The organism is Deltaproteobacteria bacterium, assembly GCA_018668695.1.
In the GTDB taxonomy this organism is placed as follows: domain Bacteria; phylum Myxococcota; class XYA12-FULL-58-9; order XYA12-FULL-58-9; family JABJBS01; genus JABJBS01.
Map to the genome: position 1 here is coordinate 1 of JABJBS010000065.1, position 18,174 is coordinate 18,174.

The 18,174-nt window shown below is 49.3% G+C and carries 9 protein-coding genes and 1 tRNA gene; 6 read left to right on the forward strand and 4 right to left on the reverse strand.

Translation table 11 applies throughout. From position 1 onward, the window contains the following. Positions 1 to 99: 99 nt before the first annotated feature. The 3 genes from HOK28_03625 to HOK28_03635 all read right to left on the reverse strand — a co-directional run bounded on the left by HOK28_03625 (position 100) and on the right by HOK28_03635 (position 2,908). On the reverse strand, positions 100 to 1,059 hold the full coding sequence (locus HOK28_03625) for a peptidylprolyl isomerase (protein ID MBT6432157.1): 960 nt from the start codon (positions 1,057 to 1,059) through the stop codon (positions 100 to 102). 147 nt (positions 1,060 to 1,206) lie between these two features. After that, positions 1,207 to 1,281, reverse strand: a tRNA-Gly gene (locus tag HOK28_03630). 64 nt (positions 1,282 to 1,345) lie between these two features. After that, positions 1,346 to 2,908 carry a phosphoenolpyruvate carboxykinase gene (locus HOK28_03635; protein ID MBT6432158.1) on the reverse strand — a complete coding sequence of 521 codons (1,563 nt, stop codon included), beginning with the start codon at positions 2,906 to 2,908 and terminating at the stop codon, positions 1,346 to 1,348. A gap of 267 nt (positions 2,909 to 3,175) precedes the next feature. Here HOK28_03635 and xth point away from each other — a divergent pair, with 267 nt between their 5' ends. Beyond that, positions 3,176 to 3,970 carry an exodeoxyribonuclease III gene (gene xth, locus HOK28_03640; GenBank protein ID MBT6432159.1) on the forward strand — a complete coding sequence of 265 codons (795 nt, stop codon included), beginning with the start codon at positions 3,176 to 3,178 and terminating at the stop codon, positions 3,968 to 3,970. On the opposite strand, the gene HOK28_03645 is transcribed toward xth, so the two are convergent. Then, positions 3,930 to 5,729: a rhomboid family intramembrane serine protease gene (locus HOK28_03645; protein ID MBT6432160.1), complete on the reverse strand. Its 1,800-nt coding sequence runs from the start codon at positions 5,727 to 5,729 to the stop codon at positions 3,930 to 3,932. The genes xth and HOK28_03645 overlap by 41 nt on opposite strands. Before the next feature lie 212 nt (positions 5,730 to 5,941). Here HOK28_03645 and HOK28_03650 point away from each other — a divergent pair, with 212 nt between their 5' ends. The 5 genes from HOK28_03650 to HOK28_03670 all read left to right on the forward strand — a co-directional run bounded on the left by HOK28_03650 (position 5,942) and on the right by HOK28_03670 (position 18,168). After that, positions 5,942 to 7,042: a Glu/Leu/Phe/Val dehydrogenase gene (locus tag HOK28_03650; protein MBT6432161.1), complete on the forward strand. Its 1,101-nt coding sequence runs from the start codon at positions 5,942 to 5,944 to the stop codon at positions 7,040 to 7,042. Positions 7,043 to 7,385: 343 nt separating this feature from the next. After that, a complete protein-coding gene (locus HOK28_03655; GenBank protein ID MBT6432162.1) occupies positions 7,386 to 8,930 on the forward strand; it encodes a hypothetical protein in 1,545 nt (514 codons plus the stop codon). Between the two features lie 56 nt (positions 8,931 to 8,986). Beyond that, complete coding sequence (locus tag HOK28_03660; GenBank protein ID MBT6432163.1) at positions 8,987 to 13,069, forward strand: hypothetical protein; 4,083 nt, start codon at positions 8,987 to 8,989, stop codon at positions 13,067 to 13,069. 56 nt (positions 13,070 to 13,125) lie between these two features. Beyond that, positions 13,126 to 17,439, forward strand: a complete 4,314-nt coding sequence (locus HOK28_03665; protein MBT6432164.1) for a hypothetical protein — start codon at positions 13,126 to 13,128, stop codon at positions 17,437 to 17,439. Between the two features lie 96 nt (positions 17,440 to 17,535). After that, the gene (locus tag HOK28_03670) at positions 17,536 to 18,168 is read left to right on the forward strand and encodes a hypothetical protein (GenBank protein MBT6432165.1); all 633 of its coding nucleotides are present in this window, start codon (positions 17,536 to 17,538) and stop codon (positions 18,166 to 18,168) included. Positions 18,169 to 18,174: the final 6 nt, after the last annotated feature.

Below are 18,174 nucleotides of genomic sequence, written 5' to 3' on the forward strand. Positions count from 1 at the left end.
AAACAACCCCACCCATAAGTGCCTAGACTAGCAGAGTCCCCCCAAGCCGTCGAATTTAAGAGCCGAATATCCCCATTCGGCTCTTAAACGACGTTTGATTTAAAGAATTTTTAATAGTTCGATATCAAACACGAGCATTCCAGCAGGGCGGCCAGGCTTGTTGCCGTAAGCAAGTTCCGCAGGAATCCAGAAACGTGTTTTTTCACCAGGGACCATGAGTTGAACACCTTCGGTCCAACCTTTGATCACGCCGTAAAGTGGGAACTGAGCAGGCTTGCCGCGCAGTACTGAGCTATCGAACATTTTACCGTCGGTGGTCCAGCCAGTGTAATGAACTTCGACTCGGTCCGTTTGCTTAGGGTGTACATCACCTTTTCCGGCGTTGAGGACTTTGTAACCAATTCCGGTTGCAGTCTTCTTGGCGTCTGCAGGAACCGCAGCAACGTCTGTTGGGGCTGCGATAGGCTTAGGTGCAGCTTTGATGCTGATAAGCTCTACATCAAATACAAGCGTTCCTGAGGGAGCACCTGGGCGCATCGGCTTATCACCGTATGCAAGGTTGCCTGGGATCCAGAAGCGACGCTTTTCACCAATGACCATGAGCTGAAGACCTTCGGTCCAGCCCTTGATGACGCGATTGAGTGGAAATTTTGCAGTTGTTCCGCGATTCACTGAGCTATCGAACATTTTACCGTCTGTGGTCCAGCCTGTGTAGTGAACTTCTACGGTGTCTTCTGCCTTCGGGTTTTCAGTTCCAGAGCCGTCTACAATCACTTTGGATGCAAGGCCGCTGGGAGTCTTAATGGCGTCTGCAGGGGCTGCTGCTACATCATCTGGTGCAGGCATCGGTGCAGGCTTAGGCTTAGCTTTACCGGCAGCAGGGGTGTCGGCGAGCTTTTGGGCTTTTGTAGGTGTAGTTTTGAGCGTCAAGGCTTGGGCCTCCTTCTTCGCCGCAGGTTTTGCCTCGGCAGTAGTATCCGTGCCCGATTGGCAGGCAACGAAGGAAAGGGACAGGACAGCGACTGATAAGATAGATAGGTTTTTCATGCGCGTGTTCATAGCGTGTTTTCTAAGAGGCGAAAAGCCTTTTAAGGTAGCTTCTGACCATCTGATGAGGCTGGAATGCATTTTCTGGAGATCGCATGAAACTGGGACAAAAAAAAAGCCGGCCGAATCATAAGATTCAACCGGCTTTCTTTCGAATTGTGGAGCGGGACACGAGATTCGAACTCGCGACTTCAACCTTGGCAAGGTTGCACTCTACCACTGAGTTAGTCCCGCTCAGCGGGCCGCTAATTAGCAGATCCGCGGAGGGTGTCAAGCACCTACTTCGTCTTGTGACGAATTAAGAAATCGCTTCGATCAGAACCGGGTTCAGTCCAGGGAACTTTGCCAGGTGGCTTTTTCTGTCTTCGCGAAGTCCACTGGCGATGGTTTCATACTCACCACTGCGCTCGGTACTTACGTAATAATCTTGAGGGTTTAAGAGGTTATGGTCACCGTTGTTCATACCCGTAAGCTTGGTGGCAACTTCGTAGCCGAAAGTTGCACACTTCTTCCAGGAGATCGCCTCGTCAGCAATTCCTTGAACGACTGCCGATGAGTGACGAATTTTAACCTTCTTGGAGAATTCTGTTCCATCTACACCACCGACCCAGCCGGTGTTCATGAGATAAACCGCAAAGGGAAGGTTGTCAGCGAGCTCGAGGAAGCGGTTGCCCTGCTGTCCGTGGAGCAATGGGAAGAAGGGGTTGGTTCCTGGTACACGAAGTGCCTTGCCTGCCTCTTCTGCGCCGCCAGCCGACGTTCCTTTGGTCTCACCCAGCATGAAGTATGCTGCGGCCTGCTCTTTAGTAAGCCGTGCTACTGCTGGAATGATGTTTTCGTTGCGGTTGAGAATCAAAACAAAGCTTACAGGAGGCAGTGTCTTTGGATCCGCTGCTTCTGGAATCAAACGGAAGGGGAATGTTGCCCGACCATTTTCTGTGTAGCTCTTGTCAGTGAAGTCAACTTTGCCATCATCACCAACTGCCACGTTTTCCAGATAAGCTTCTGGCTGAACAACAGCATTGTGAATCATTGGCTCGTTATCAGCATTGAGGCCGAAAGTTTTGGCGAAACAGCCGTTTTCGGTTCCTAAAACGCTTCCATCAGGCATCAGAGCGACAAAGTCGTCCTGCACAGGCTGGCTGCTGTTTTGCTGGGTAAAAGTCGTTGTTGTCTTACCGGTACCAGAAAGACCGATAATCAGTGCTGTGCGCTTGTCGTCGCCTACTGGAATGACTTTACAACCGGCGTGGAGAGGAAGACCGCCCTTGTCATAGACAAGCTTGTTCCACATGCGAAGGCCACCCTTTTTCGATTCTCCGAAATAATCAGAGTTGAATACTCGAGTGATTTTGTTGTCGAGGTCTACCGAGATGAGTCTGTCGTCTGGGAAGCCTTCGGCCTTTAAGTTTGGCGTGTAGATAACGTTAAGTTCAGGCTCAAAGTTTTCGAGCTCTTCAGTCGTTGGATTGAAGTAGAGCTGCTGTTGCATGGCCGCAATGTTTGCATTGGTCTTCTCGATAGTGAGTCGACAAGATGTACGCGTCGCAGGATCACCACCAATGAAACCGTCAATGACCAACATGACCTGATCTTTGATGTATTCATTTTGAAACAGTGCCATTTCTTCGGCTTTTACACGGGTCATGCACTGATCAGTATGCTTCTCAGGTGTGTCGGATACGATATAAGTCGACTTTTTAGATCGAGCTTTTACCTTCACTTGAACTGCGTAATTACCGAACTCTGTTTTCTTGGCGTTCGGCATTGCCGCTACCATTTCACGTAGTTCAGAAGCTGTTGGGTTCGCGATAACCTGTTTCGGTTGGACGAGTAGGTTTTTCGGGATGTTGCCGGCCATGAATTCACTCTTTCGTCAGTTTTGAGTCCCCATCCGAATCGTTTGCTGCTCCCTCGGAAAGGGTCTACGGATACTGGCCTAAATGAATGAAGGTTTGGATTGTGTCAACAGCCTAAAACCTCGATTCGTCCACTCTTTTAGAACGGATACGATCTGAATGACCTTTAGGAAAATCAAGTGCTTGCCAATGGTAAGCACTCGACTTATTCCAAGCCATGCAGACGACCAATCAGTCGTAGACTTAATGCTTAGAAGGGGCTGGAAGCCATGCGAATCGTGTCTTGGAATGTAAATGGCATAAGGTCATGTTACAAAAAGGGTTTTTCTGATTGGCTTGGAGCCACGGACGCTCAAATTGTTGGGCTCCAGGAAGTTCGAGCTTTACCTGAGCAGCTGACCGAGGCTCAACGAGAGCCTGAGGGCTGGTCGACTCATTTCAGTGCAGCCGAACGAAAAGGTTACAGTGGGGTAGGTTTTTATTCTCGGCGTGACTTTGAAAAAGTGCGCACAAGTATCGGAGAAGACATTTTTGATTGTGAAGGCAGAGTCCAAATAGCCGAATGTGGCTCCTTGGTGCTGGCCAACGTCTATTTCCCCAACGGTTCAGGAAAAAATCGCGACAACAGCCGAATCCCTTACAAACTCGATTTTTATCGGCAGCTCTTTGATGTGTTGGAGGTTGAGCGGCTTAAAGGACGCCCCGTGGTTGTCATGGGTGATTTCAACACAGCACACCGCGAAATTGACCTGGCGCGCCCAAAACAAAACCACAAGACCAGTGGTTTCTGTCCTATTGAACGCGAAGAACTCGACCGCTGGGTTGAGGCAGGCTGGGTGGATAGTTTTCGGCATATCAATGGCGATGCCGAAGGCCATTATACTTGGTGGAGCAATCGAAAAGGCGTTCGAGAACGTAATGTTGGGTGGCGTATTGATTATGCTCTGGTCTCTGAAGCGGCCATGCCGTTTCTAAAAGATGCGCAGATTCATTCGGATACATTGGGGTCAGATCACTGCCCGATCAGTTTGGAGCTTGATGAGGCGGTTTGCTCGGTTTCTTAATAGACTCAAGTAATTGCTCGAGGCCTTCAAGTTTGAGTTTTCTCGCTCGAAGCTTGAGGGCTCGGTCTTCGGGGAAGCGTTGAATCGCGGCTCTTAAAAGCCGGTGAGCCCTTTCTTCTTCGTCGCATTTCTCGTGAAGCGTGACGGCCAGCATCATCAAATTCGCATCCCATGCTTGGTGCTTCAAAGCATGCCGAATGAGTCCGCACGCTTGCGGCAATTGCTCACGATTTTCAAATAAAATTTGTGCCAAGGCCGCAAAAGGTTGTCCGGCATTGGGCCACTTTTCAATGCTGTCAGCGAGTAAGCTTTTTCCCTCTGCGCACAGGCCTGCGTAGCAAAGGGCGAGGCCAAGTTTTGCTTGTGTGATCGGGGTTTTTGATTCTGCGAATTTTGCTCGTGCGTTTAAAAGCCTCGCCGGTTCCGAAATTTCGACGTTTGCAATAATTGCTCCTAAAAGGTCCTCATATGCATCTCTGAGCCAAATAGGCGTACTAAAGCTGATGATGTATCGGTAGTTGCCTCGCGTAATAAGATAGTAGCTTGCATTCGATGCAGTTCGAGGGGTGACAATATCCGCATCGATTTTTTTTGCGGGATATCCAGCGATGACTGCATTGGTTGGATCTTGAACGCGCAGCCCACGCGTGTTGTGAAGTTCCAGTTGTTGCGCAAAATCGACCTCCAAAAACTCTCTGGTGAACTCTTCGAGATTACTGGGGTGATTAACCTCACGTGTCTCAAATGCAATCACCACACTTGCTTCATTATGATATGCATAGTTTTCAGTATTAATTTCCCGTTCTTCGACGAGCGTAAGCCAATTTTGGGGTACCGCAACGATTAGTCCATTGCGAGGATAGTAATGGTTGCGGACCAAGTCGCCGGTACCTGCCGCGAAGTTTGCTCCCAGTGCAATGACCAATGCGGTAATCGCAAGAATGAGAATTTTAGAGGTAGCCCATGGATCTTGGGGCCGTAGCATTCGCGCCGGTAGAAAACAGGCCAAGCCGCTGCCTATGAGCAGGCCGCCTAGATGCCCCCAGTTATCAATACCGGGCATGGCGATACCCATATAAAGGGCAAAGACGGAATAGGGGATTACACTGCCAATAAAGTATCGTCTATACCGTTTGGGGAGCATGTTTCGGTAGCGAACTCCAAAGGTTGCGGACGCGCCCCAGACCCCAAATACAATGCCACTGGCCCCGCAACTTACGGCCGGATTCACAAGGGTTGAAAGAAGGGTTCCACCAAGCGCGGTAGCGACTAGGATAAAGATATAGTCGAGCCTTCGAAAAATCGCCTCTGCTGGACCGCCAAGATTGAATAGGAAAAGGCAGTTAACCAGAAGATGCCAGCCTGAAACGTGGATGAAGTTGGCAGTGAGTAGGCGCCACCATTGTCCAAGCTCAAGCATGAGCGGCAAGCTTTTGGCTCCCCGCTGGAGTAAACGGTCGGCGGACCGTCCTGGTGGTTCCGGCCACCAGTAGTGGACGCAGCAAAGCAGGGCAATCAAAGAGATGGTGAGCCACGGTATACGGCCCAGATGAAAATACCGTTTAAAGTTCAAAACATCGGTTTGGTAGAGTCCTTGATAAAGTTCGAGGTCTCGGGCTACGACGAACCGGTCTCCGGTGACCACAGGGAAGCAAATTTCCATGTGCGGACCGATTTGGCCTTTACGAACTTTTTCCTCGAACTCGTCCAAATCGAATTCTTCGATCAGTCCGAGTGAATCTTTCCGCACGAGGATCATAAAGTTCTCCAGTGAGGAACCCTACTGCAAAACACGAGCTAGGTCGCCACTTTACAGTGGTGCCATGTACTTAGGGGCTGTAGCAAGTTTTGTTCAGGGCGCGCGGATGGTCCAAATCACCCAAAAGTTCACTGATTCTGCCGCAGTGCGTTGTATCTGGTGGTTGACGACAGGGGTCGAAAGTCGTTATTCGCCGCCGCATGGAAATGCAAATGGGTTATGAAGTTTTCGCAGAATTGAACGAGCGCGACCACGAGCAAGTTGTTTTCTGTAATGATAAAGTCTCCGGTCTTCGGGCCATCATCGGGATTCACAACACCACACTGGGCCCAGCGCTCGGTGGGTGTCGTATGTATCCTTATGCTTCTGAGAAAGACGCGCTCATCGATGTGCTGCGACTGTCTCGAGGTATGACGTACAAGGCAGGTATTGCCGGACTGAACCTGGGCGGCGGCAAAGCCGTTATCATCGGTGATCCCAAGTCCGACAAGAGCGAGATGCTTTGGCGTGCCATGGGGCGTTTTATCGCAGGGCTAAACGGCCGCTATATTACTGCTGAAGATTCCGGTACCACCATGGCTGACATGGAAATGATGCGTATGGAGACCAACTGGGTTGTGGGTATTTCCCGCGCTTTGGGTGGCTCTGGCGACCCTTCTCCTGTGACCGCTTTGGGCGTTTTTAGCGCGATGCGAGCTGCCGTAGAGAAAAAACTCGAAACCTCCAGCTTTGAAGGCCTTACAGTTGCCCTTCAAGGCGTCGGACACGTTGGTTATCACCTAGTAGGACACCTGGTAGATGCCGGTGCGAAAGTGGTTGTAGCGGACGTAGACGTTGATGCTGTTCGCAAGGTAATCGCTGATTACCGTGTTGAAGCAGTCGCTCCTGAAGAAATCCATGCACAGCCCTGCGATATTTTCGCTCCTTGTGCCATGGGCGGCGGCCTCAATGAAAAGACAATTCCAGAGCTTCAGTGCAGTGTGGTTGCCGGTGCAGCCAACAATCAGCTTCGAGAAGAAGCAGCAGATGGCGCACGACTCGTGGAAAGAGACATTTTATATACCCCTGATTTTGTCGTAAATGCAGGTGGACTTATAAACGTTGCGAACGAATTAGAAGGATATAATCAAGAACGTGCGTTGAATCAGGCTCGGGGTGTTTACGACATCCTTAAGCGTGTTTTTCAGCTCGCGGCCGATGAAAGCATCCCAACCTACGAAGCGGCCAACCGCCTCGCTATGGAACGGATCGAATCACTTGGCCGTATTCGCAGGACTTTTACTGGTGCTCAGGCGCCGGCGAGAGTTGGGTAAAACAACCGTAAAGGAATCGGTTAGATAACAGTAAGTCAGGGCTATACAATTGTGTGATGTCTATGTGATCTCGATCACATGAAGACTTAGATTATTCAGTTGACGAAGCTTTGAATCGAGTGTTATCCGGCGGTTGCCCAATCGGAGACCCATGAAATCTTAGTAACCCGTAGCAGGTCACTATTATTTCAAAACAGCGAGTAAATCGTTCACAAATCGCACTAGAGATAACGGCTGGACTGCTGCGTTTTGCGTAGTTCGGTATCGTGGGGCTTTAGTAAATTTTGTTAATGCCTTGAATTACCGACGGGTAAGACAAGGCGCTCATTTGGGGAGTCACATCGTGAAGCTCATCCACTGGACGCTGGTAGCGTTCTTCCTTTCAGTAAGCGGACCTCTTTACGCACAAGAGTCTGCTACCGAAGAATCCAACACCGAAGAAGCCGCAGAAGAAGCTGTTGAAGAGACGAAGGACAACGCTGATAAGGCGATGACCGATCTCGAAAAAGCAGAAGCGGCAAAAAAGGCTGAAGCTAAGAAAAAAGCTGAAGACGCCAAGAAAGCCAAGAAAAAGGCTGAAGGCGACGAAGGCACTGAAAAGCCAGCCGAAGAAGTTGCAGCAACGCAAGAAGCGCCTGCTACAGTTGAGCCTGTTGTTGAAGCGGCACCCGCCGCTGAGGTTGCTCCTGTAACAGCTGCTGCAAGCACAGACGTTACCGCAGACGCAACGGCAACAGTGGATGCTGAAGAAGAAGAAAAAGACAAGAAGCCCAAGAAGCCTTGGGGTGTTAGTCTTTCTCTTGGTCACTCAGTGAGTGCAGGTAGTTTCCAAGCTAACCCGTACCTGCGAGACCAAGTTGAATATGCTGGACAGTCTTGGGGCTTAAGCGGTCGCTATAGCTTCAAGGTGATGGATGTACTCCCACTGAGTGCTTCTGCAAGCGTATCGCTTTCAGTCCCGCTGGTTGACCCACAGGCTATCGATGACCGTCGTGTGCGATTTGGAAACACCAGCTTTGGGCTGAGTGCGCCAGTTGTTTACAAAGATGAGTGGAGCGGAATCAACGTCTCTGCTGGTCTTGGATACAGCGCTCCAACCGCAATTACCAACTGGTACGCGAATAAGAATTACGGCGGCCTCAGCGGCCGAGTAGGTCTGAGTCGCTCTTTTGGCGATTTCAGCGTTTCCTTGGGTATGAGCCTAAGTCACACAATGTATGCGTCTAACGTTGGTCAGTCTTTGAACACTTCGGGCGTATCTGCATGGAACAACGTGGCCAGCCACTGTACGCAGGAAATTGTCGGCGAAACCACGGCAGCCGCTCAGGGTGACACCATCCAGGCAGCTATCAACGGTATGAACACTGTTTATCAGTGTGAGCAGGGAAGTGGACGAACCTTCCTTAGCCTCGGCAACAAGCTTGGCCTCAGCTACAAAATCACAGACTTGTTAAGCGTGAGTTACTCACTCGGGTTTAGCAACAGCTTCAAGTACTCAATTGTGTCTGAAGCTGACCAGTACACAAACCCAGGCTCATCCACAGCTACACCAAGTATGGCTTTGGACGAGCGTGACTCATCAGACAATACCCAGTGGGTTGACGGCGGCGAAAGTGGTGTAACAACCAATGGCGCAGCTGATACCGGGGTTGGCCTTCGCCAGCGCTTTAGCACGGGTTTGTCGCTTTCTTTTGGATTGTCTAAGGGCATCAAAGAATGGGTGGAACTGCCGTTTAGTCTAAGTATGAGTGCATCAATTGCTACGAGCCATGCCGCTCAAAAGCAAAATGGTGACCTCTTTCTACCGCTTTTTTACAACAGCTTTGGAGATAACCAGTCAGCCAATAGTTACGGAAGTATCTCTTTTGGCCTTTCTGGTTCTTACTGATTCGAAATTTTTGAGTTCTGCCGGTGCTCTTCCAAACCGGTCGTGGAGGATTGATTATGTTTAAAACTGCCTATCGCTTCACAGCCTTAGTACTTGCCACTTCTTGGCTCGTTGCTGGCTGCGCGAATGACAAAGAACTGTACAATTATGTGCAGCCTGGTTTTGTTAAGAAGGACCACCTTCTTTACAAGATGGACAAAGCAACTGGTGAGTGCGTTCAAGACGACCTCGGTAATTGCGAACGTAAAACATGGTATTACCGTCGTACAGTAGTCGACGCGCCTGAAACTGGCGGTGCTTGGTCATCGATTGGTTCTGGTGACCTTTTCGTTATTCAGCGCGTTCAATTTCGCGTTGAAGAAGGCGCTATGCTTGGTTACACCGACTATCAGTTGGTGGACGGCTCAGAAGAAGGTGAATACGAAGGCAGTGATATCCGTGATTTCGGTTCACCACTGATTACGATACCTATCCTTGCACACTTCGACATCACGCGAACTTACGATCCAAACACGTTGACTCCCGGAAACGTTGTTGCACCGAACATGGAGCGACCTTGGTTTGAGCGTGAGTACGTTCGTCTCTTATGGAACCGCATCGGATTCTCCGACAACCCTTGGCTCATGCGAGTCGAGATGATGGACAACGTTCCAGGTGCAGGCGGTCAGGCTTATGTTGATGAAGACGCAGCATCAAACCCTTGGCGCGCGCGAATCACGCCTGCTGACGGTTACATGGATGTTGTTGTAGACCACAATATGTGGCCAGATCTTTACGACTGCTACAACAAGGGCCTTAGCCCATGGGCTTGTGGTTCTGGTATTTCCAAGGTGCGTCACGCATTCATGGAAAGAGATGAAACTCGTGAAGACAAGTACAACCCACTTTTCTACCCTGATAGCGTGCCTCTCCACGACGCCGAAGGGAATGAAATCATCGACGAAGAAAATAACGAAGCGCTGCGTGCTCCGGTATTCGAAAAGTTCGGTTTCTTCCGTCTTGACCGTCTTACATATGACCGTCAGTACGGACACACCGAAAGCGGAATTGATTACAAAATCATCCGTTTTGACATTTGGGAAAACTCATACTTCGCAGACGGCAATCTCATGCCATACGCAGAGCGTACACCTGCTCCTATCCACTACTACTTGAACCACAACTTCCCAGCAGAAATGATGGGCGCGGCTCAAGAAGTTGCAGCTGAGTGGAACGGCGTGTTTAAGCGCACCGTTGCTTCACTGCAAGGTAAGAGCGTTGATGATGCGACCATTCCAGATATGTTTCAGCTACACGTAAACAGCTGTACCCGTGATGCAGTCATGAGCTACCTCATGGACCGACCAGAGCTTCTGGCAACTGTTCGTGCAACTGTTTATCCAAGAGAGTCTGACCGCTTCACTCCATCGGGTGCCGAAGTTACGACTGGCACGCTGATGACTGAGGAAACTGTTGTTAACTTCTGTGCAGCGACTGAATATCATACACGAGGCCTCGAGGACGCATTTACTTGGCAGCAGGTAGGTGACCCACGTGTGAACATGCTTGCTTGGATTCCAAACGTCATCCGTGCTTCATGGTCTGGATACGGTCCAATGCTTGCTGACCCAGTAACAGGTCGCAACGTTGTTTCGACAGCTTACTTGATGGGTTGGACAGTCAATAGCAGTGCACAGCGCGCAGTTGAGTACGTTGAGTACATCAACGGTGACATTACCCTTCAAGACCTCTTGAACGGCGCAACTGTACCAAACGGCTACAACTCACCAGATTATACACCCCTGGCTCCTGAAGACACCATCGGTAACATCGATGAAGCTCAAGAGCGTGCACAGCGCGAAGCAACTGTTGAGCACCTCATGAGCCTTGAAGACCGTTTCCGTTCCATGGGCGACTCTAAAGAGCAGATGATGCCTGAAATGGAAAACAGCCAGCATTATGATGACCGTCTTGGCCGAGTATTGGGTACCTCTTTTGAAGAAGAATACCTCATCTCTGACTATGATCGCATGGTTGCCAGTGAAGGCGAATGGCTCCCTGGTGATGGCGTTGAAAACTTCACTTATGCAGATCCTAGACTGAATCCTTCACACGGTTCGCGTATGACAGACAACCATGAGAATGCGCTTGATAACTTTAGCTTCTGGAGCAAGCACACCTTCGACGTGATGGCTGAACTCGACGATTCACTCGTTGGTCTTGCCTCTGAAATGACTGAGATGACTCATGAAGAGAAGTACCAGTTCATGCGTGAGCAAATCTTCAAAGCAGTTGCACTGCACGAAGTTGGTCACAACGTTGGTCTTCGTCACAACTTCGAAGGGTCATTCGATGCACTGAACTACAATGAGAAGTTCTGGGACCTTGAAGACAGTGGTCTTACTGAGGAAACAAAAATTGCTGAGAAGCAGCCAGAATACAAGTACAGTTCAATCATGGATTACCATGGTCGAGTGAACGGAGATTTCCACGGACTTGGTAAGTATGATGAAGCTGCAATTAAGTTTGGTTACGGCCAAATCATTGAGCAGTTCAACTCAGCGTCTAAAACTGGTGAAGAACTTCGTCAGTTCCGTTTTCAGAATGACTACCGCAAGCTCTCAAGTGCTCAAGGCGCAGGTAGTGTTGCTGCGATGTTTGACCGTTCTGACCTCGTATTCGACTGGAACAAGCCTGGCTTGACTCAGACCGAGTATGAAACAGCAACAGCAAACGAAGTACCTTACCTCTTCTGCTCTGATGAGTATGCGGGCCGATTGCCGACATGTAACGTGTGGGACTTTGGTGCGAACTTCAGAGAGATTCAAGAAGCGCGTTATGTGCGTTACAAGAACTACTTCATCTTCACCAACTACTTGCGTCACCGTCTGCGTCTGAACATGGGCGGCTTGATGTATCGTGGACAAAACGCATTCTACCGCGTTTTGAACACTTACCAGTACATGTACATGTACCGAGCAAACGAAGATAAGCTCTTCGACCGTCCGTTCTTCGATACAGACCTCGGGCAAGATATGGCAACTGCCGTTGGTAGTGGTTTGAATATGATTTCAGAAGTTGTAGCGATGCCAGAGCCTGGACGTTACTACCGATGTGTTAATCCAGATGACAACAGCGATGTGTCTTATTACCCAAGCTGGTACGTAAGCTACAGCTCAGTTCAGCAGGCTGACCCAACCAATCCTATTGGTTACGGTACAGACCGCGAAGAGTGCATCGTACTTGAGTCAAACAGTGAAGTTCTTGAAGTTGGTAACACACAGCCACTCTTCCTTAACTTTGGTGATGACTTTGTTTCTTGGGAATTCACATACGTTGGAACTTACTTTGATAAGCAAGATGCAATTTGGGCATTAACTTACCCACGCGCATTCTTCCCACGGATGGATCAAGCAGTTGACCGTCGGTCTTACTCAATCAGCCTCGCGCGATTGTATGAGCCTGAAGTTCTTAACTTGATTTCAAGTATGGTCACTCGCGACAAGAAGCGTTTTGCAAGCCGGTTTGTTGAAGGCTCGGGCTTTATTCCTGCTGCAATGGTCGACCTCGATCAGTCAGTGGATTCAACTGGCCTCGTAGCGAACAACGGAGCTTCCGCTGTTAACTCACCAGTTATCCCGCCACTCTTTACCAACCTGCAGCGTCAGGGTGTTCTCTACGGAATGGCGTTCTTGTCATCTCCTCTAGATACCTCACTGGACTTCTCGAAACACACCCGTGTTGTTCTCGAGGGTGCCATGGACGATGTTGGTGCGATGGATGAGAACGACCCAGCGGTTGTTTCTTGTCGACTCTTAGAGTCGGGACAAGTCTACCGAGCACGAAGCACTGGAAGTGCATTCGATATCGGTTATCAGCAAGTTGAAGAATGTGCTGAGCACGTGGCTACGTTGGAAGACCCAGCGTATTCTTGGAGCGCAATTGAAACTCAGTTCGACATCACTGAAGCAGCACGAGTGCTTTACATGGCGGACCAAGACAACATTGTGAACCGAGATGACTTTTGGGCCAAGGATGCGGAATATGACCGTCTACGACGCGTTCGTAGCCGTGCATTCAGCCGCTATACGACGATTCAGCAGATGCTGCAGTACATGCGTCGTATGCACCTCGTTTTTGAACACGGCATTGACCTGTGAGGAGGATGAAAAAAATGAAGAATCTTCACAAGACAAACAATTCAGGAGAAAGAACCATGCGTAGGTTCCTTGGAAACCTGGCTTTGATGGCCTCTTTAGTTGCTGGTTTGGCTGCATGTTCTGCAGGCATCGGTGACGTAGACCTCACCCAGCCAGATAAACTTAGTAAGTCTCTCTTCGAAGGCGAATGGTACTACCGTCCAATCGTTTCTGAAGTTCAGTATGATGATTATGGCGTGTTCGAAGGTTACGAAGGTGACATGAGCCGCGTGAAGTGGCGCATCGACGAGCGTCTGTTGACTGCTTACCGCAGCCACGAACTCGTAGACGGCATGGAAATGGAAGAGGGCGACACAGAGTTTCTTGGAAACCCTGTGGCTCAGTTCCGCATCGAATCACACTTCGATATTATGCGTAGCTACAACCCAAATACGGGTGACCAAAGCAACAAGATCATCGAAGATACCAAGACGCGTCCATGGTATGAGCGTGAGCACATGCGTGTGAACTGGTCTGTTAACCTTCTTATGGACCCAAGTTCACTTGAAGGTATGGTTACGTACTGGTCACAAGGTGCTTACTACAAGCAAGAGAATGAAGTTGATGATTACCACCGTGTAGACATCAATGAAGAACGTCACCCTGACACGAATGAAGTTCTTGCAGCGAGCATCAACGTAACGGGCCACTACTGGACTCAAGTAGACCCACGTTACTGCTCTTACTACATGAATGGCATGGAGTGCGGCGCGTCTGAAAGCAAAATGAAAATGTCTTTCATGCGTATCGTAGGCAAGCGTGACTACGAAAAACTTCACTACCCCGATTATCTTCCGATTTACCAAGAAGATGGTGATGAGCTGATTGAATGCAGCATCGTTGATGAGACGAACTGCGACCGTAAGCAAGAGCCAATGTTTGCTCGTTTTGGTTACTTCCGTACTGAGCGACAAGCTTATGACGACGAGTATCAAATCACGCGTCACAACCGTATCTTCTTAATCAACCGTTGGAACCTCTGGGAAAGAAACTACCGTCCTGACGGCTCGTTGATTCCAATGAAAGAGCGTAACGCGGGTAAAATCACTTATTACACAAACCCAGACATCCCAACCGACCAGGTTATTACTGATGCCACCAACTTGATGGCTGAAGACTGGGATAAGCTTTTCCGTAAGACAGTTGCTTCTCGTCAGAGTCTCAACGGTACACCGGTTAACTGGGAAACAGACCTCGAGCCGATTTTCGAGATTCTGCAGAACACTTGTAACCTTGAAAACGCAACAAATTATGCCACAACGCATAAGCTTGAAGGCGTTTTAGCGAAGTACGGTATTGGTACGATTGCTCAGGGTAACTTGAAGCGCGCATGTGCTGTTCTTGAGTACGCGAGCGGTTGTGACCATCCTGAGAACGACATGGAAAACTGTCGTCCAGATCAGTATGACATCACTCCACGCTTTGAGTGGCAGAAGCATGGCGACGTTCGTTACAGCTTCGCACACTGGGTAGACACTCCAATGGGTGGTCCACTTGGCTACGGTCCTTCCGCAGCTGACCCACTGACGGGTGAAATTATCTCAGCGAACGCCAACATTTATGGTGCTTCAATTGATACACTCTCTGCCTATGCAGCTGACCTTGTAACCATGATGAACGGCGACACCACTGTTGCTGACCTCATCAACGGTACGCATATCCGTCAGGCTATGGGACAAGATAGCCAGCAGATGCAAAACCAAATGGGACGCGACATGTTCTCTCTCGAGAAGATGAAGCAGATGAACCAAGACGTTCATAACCATAATGAACTGCAGCCTATTATGAGCGACAAGCAGCCTGAAATGCGCGCGCGCATGGCTCTTGAGCACGTAATCGGTCATGACGCTATTCATCCTGAAATGGCGAGCCAAGCTCGTGAAAGCTCGCGAGCGAAGCTATCACGTGTTCAAGGTAGCTACATTGATACAGAATTGCTAACCAACGACGAACTTCGTCGCGGTGTTATCGGCGCTACCCACTATCAGCCTAACCAAGGCATGATTGGTGGAGAGCACGAAGATTTCACAGCACTTGAGTGGGTTTTGGACGGCGAAGAGTTCCTCGCAGGCAAGCGTGCACTTGATAAGGAACTTGCTTCCAAAAACATCATGATGGCTGAATGGGCTGATGATGGCATGGCATCTGTTGCGGCAGAGCTTCAGGGCAAGACTTGGGACGAAGTTTATGACTTCATGCGTGGCAACATTTATCGTGCAGTTCAGCTTCACGAACTCGGTCACACAGTAGGTCTTCGTCACAACTTCGGCGGTTCTATGGATCCACTGAACTTCCACCATGGTTTCTGGGATGACTACAACCCGACAACCCGCAAGGTTGAACGTGTTGATGAAAACGGCAATCCAACAATGGCAGAGCGCCTCATGTACTCAACCATTATGGATTACGATGCTCGTTTTTATGCTGATAGCTTCGCGGGTCTTGGGCCATACGATAATGCTGCGATTCACTTTGGTTACGGCCAAATGGTTGAAGTATTTGACCATGACCAGGAAACTCCTGGAACACAGTCTGATCTGGCTCTGGGCTTTCAGAACCTGTTCTTCTTCCATGACTACGAGAACATTCCACTTTGGTTTGATGGCACTCTAACGTGCGATAACTCGCTTTCGTGTCACCCTGACTATCTAGAAGCCAACGGTTACTACCAGGATTACAACAGCAACTATAATGCTTCACAAGATACTGACCTCGACCAGGACGTTCGCGACCTAGCCGACTACAATGCAGATCTTAACTATTCACAGTACGACCGGTACTTGAATTCGTACTGGAAGAATGCTGTTGATGGCCGTACACCGCAGGCTGAGAAAATTTCTCAACGTGCTATGATTCCTTTTGAAAATGTATACGCTGAGTGGACTGACTACTGGCGTGATGTTGACTTTGCGATTCCGTTTGATGAAGTTCCTTACGAATTCTGTCCAGATGAATACAGCTGGGCGTCAAACATTTCGTGTCAAACATGGGATAAGGGTGCAAACTACACTGAAATCATTCAGGACCGTGCTTTGCGTCACAATGCATACTACTACATCAGTAACTACAAGCGTGATAAGTTACGTTTTGGAACTAGCACACGTTCATACTTGAACCGCCTGCAGGGTCGTTACTTTGGTCCAATGTCTACCGTCTACCGTTACTACCTCTATGGTACTCAGGGTATTGGTTTTGACAAAAATGGTGACTACCTAACATACACAGACTTTCCTTTCGGTCGCGATTGGCAGTCTGCTGCAATGGAAGGCCTGAACTACTTGAACTCAGTTATTAATCAGCCTGAAGCAGGTATGCACTGTCTCGTGGGAGACACTTACAAGCACTGGGATGATGGCGAAGGCAATCTTCTTCCTGACTGTGTATCTGGCGAAACCATGGACATCCCACTGGGTGTAGGTAAGCCACTTCGCACAACATGGACAGACGAGTACATGTACAAGCCAACAAGCATTGGTTTCTACTGGGACAAGCTTGTAGCGATGCTCGCAATGACCAGCAACGAAGGTTCGTTCGTACGCGATTTATCTGATTACTTGGATAGCGGTACTTTCTCACTTTCATACTGGCGTACACTTCAGCCACAAATGATGGACGTATTCGGTAGTGCATTCGGAACAGGCGAAAGCCCTTACGGATGGCATGTAGATGCAAACACTAATATGTTTGCTTCGAAGCCGGTTGTAGATGTTTACGACCCAGCCACAATGCCTAACTATGACAACATGGCTAAGGTCGAGTCTCCATGGACTTGGAGTCTTCGATATTGGGCAGTTGTACTTCCGTTCACACGTTTCAACTCTATGTTTGACTACACAGCTGACTTCTCGCAGTACGCGAAGGTTTGTCTGGACGGTTACATGGATTGCATGACGTTCACGGATGAAAATGGTGTTAGCCAGGTTGAAACCTACATCGATCCAATCACCAACTATACTTACATTGCTCCTGGCGACCTCGCTGGCGCGACGTCAGTTCTCTTGAACCTGGAATCTCAGCTTGTATCTGACCCAGGTAATGAAGAACTCAAGGCTCAGCTTGCTGATGCAGAAACTGGAACCAAGATGATGCTTGGTGCCCGTATGCTTCAGGAAGCTCAGGACTATGCAACAGATGTATATGCTCCAGCTTTAGCGGCTTGGACGTTGGCAAACGATGCCCACGACCTAGACCCAAGTGAAGCAAATTACACAGCGTTGTTAGACGCTACGTATGCTCTGGACGTCGCTGAGCGCGGTGTTAATGAGAATACAAGCTTCTTGGACATCGTCCGAGACCTCGGTCGCATGACTGAGTACGGTGGTGGTTGGTAATAGCCAACTAGCTAAGTAAAGCTAAAAAATCAGGCCGGGAGTTGGTTATCCAACTTCCGGCCTTTTTTTTGGCGTCAATAGGAGGCACACTTAGGTGTGGCTCAATCACCAGCATATCCCCTTATCGATTTTCACAGCGTAGCCGAACAGGTCGGTGTAGACTTGGAGACGGCCCTAGCAGGTCTTCGTGCACTTTATGCGGATATCGACAAGCGAAATGCCCAAAACACCGCAGGCTTGAACCTCCCGTGCCACAGCGGCTGCGATGCTTGTTGTCATGAGAGCGTATTTTTAACACCACTGGAGTTCTATGGTGCTTGGGATTGGGTTCAGAAAAATGTACCTGAAAATGAGCGCACGCTGATGATTGAGCAGGGGTTAGAGATTTATGCTGAGAACGAGACCACCATCGTGGAGCTTAATCAGCCCGCTAAGCCAGGTGGCCCGAGCCATGACGCTTTGGCGAAAACTCTGAAATTTCGATGCCCGCTTTTGCGTTCCGATGGTCTTTGCGGCGTTTACCCCATGCGGGAACTTTTAGCGCGGCTTTTTGGTTGTAGCTTTAATTCGGACGGTGGGGTCTATGGTTGTCATCTGGTGGGAACCCACTTGGCGGGTAAGCTCGTTACGCTTTTACCGGCGGACACAACGGCCAAGCGTATTCAGGATTTACCTTTTACGCACAAGAGGCAGGTCTATCCTTATTATATCCACCAACTCTATGGGTAAGCTTTG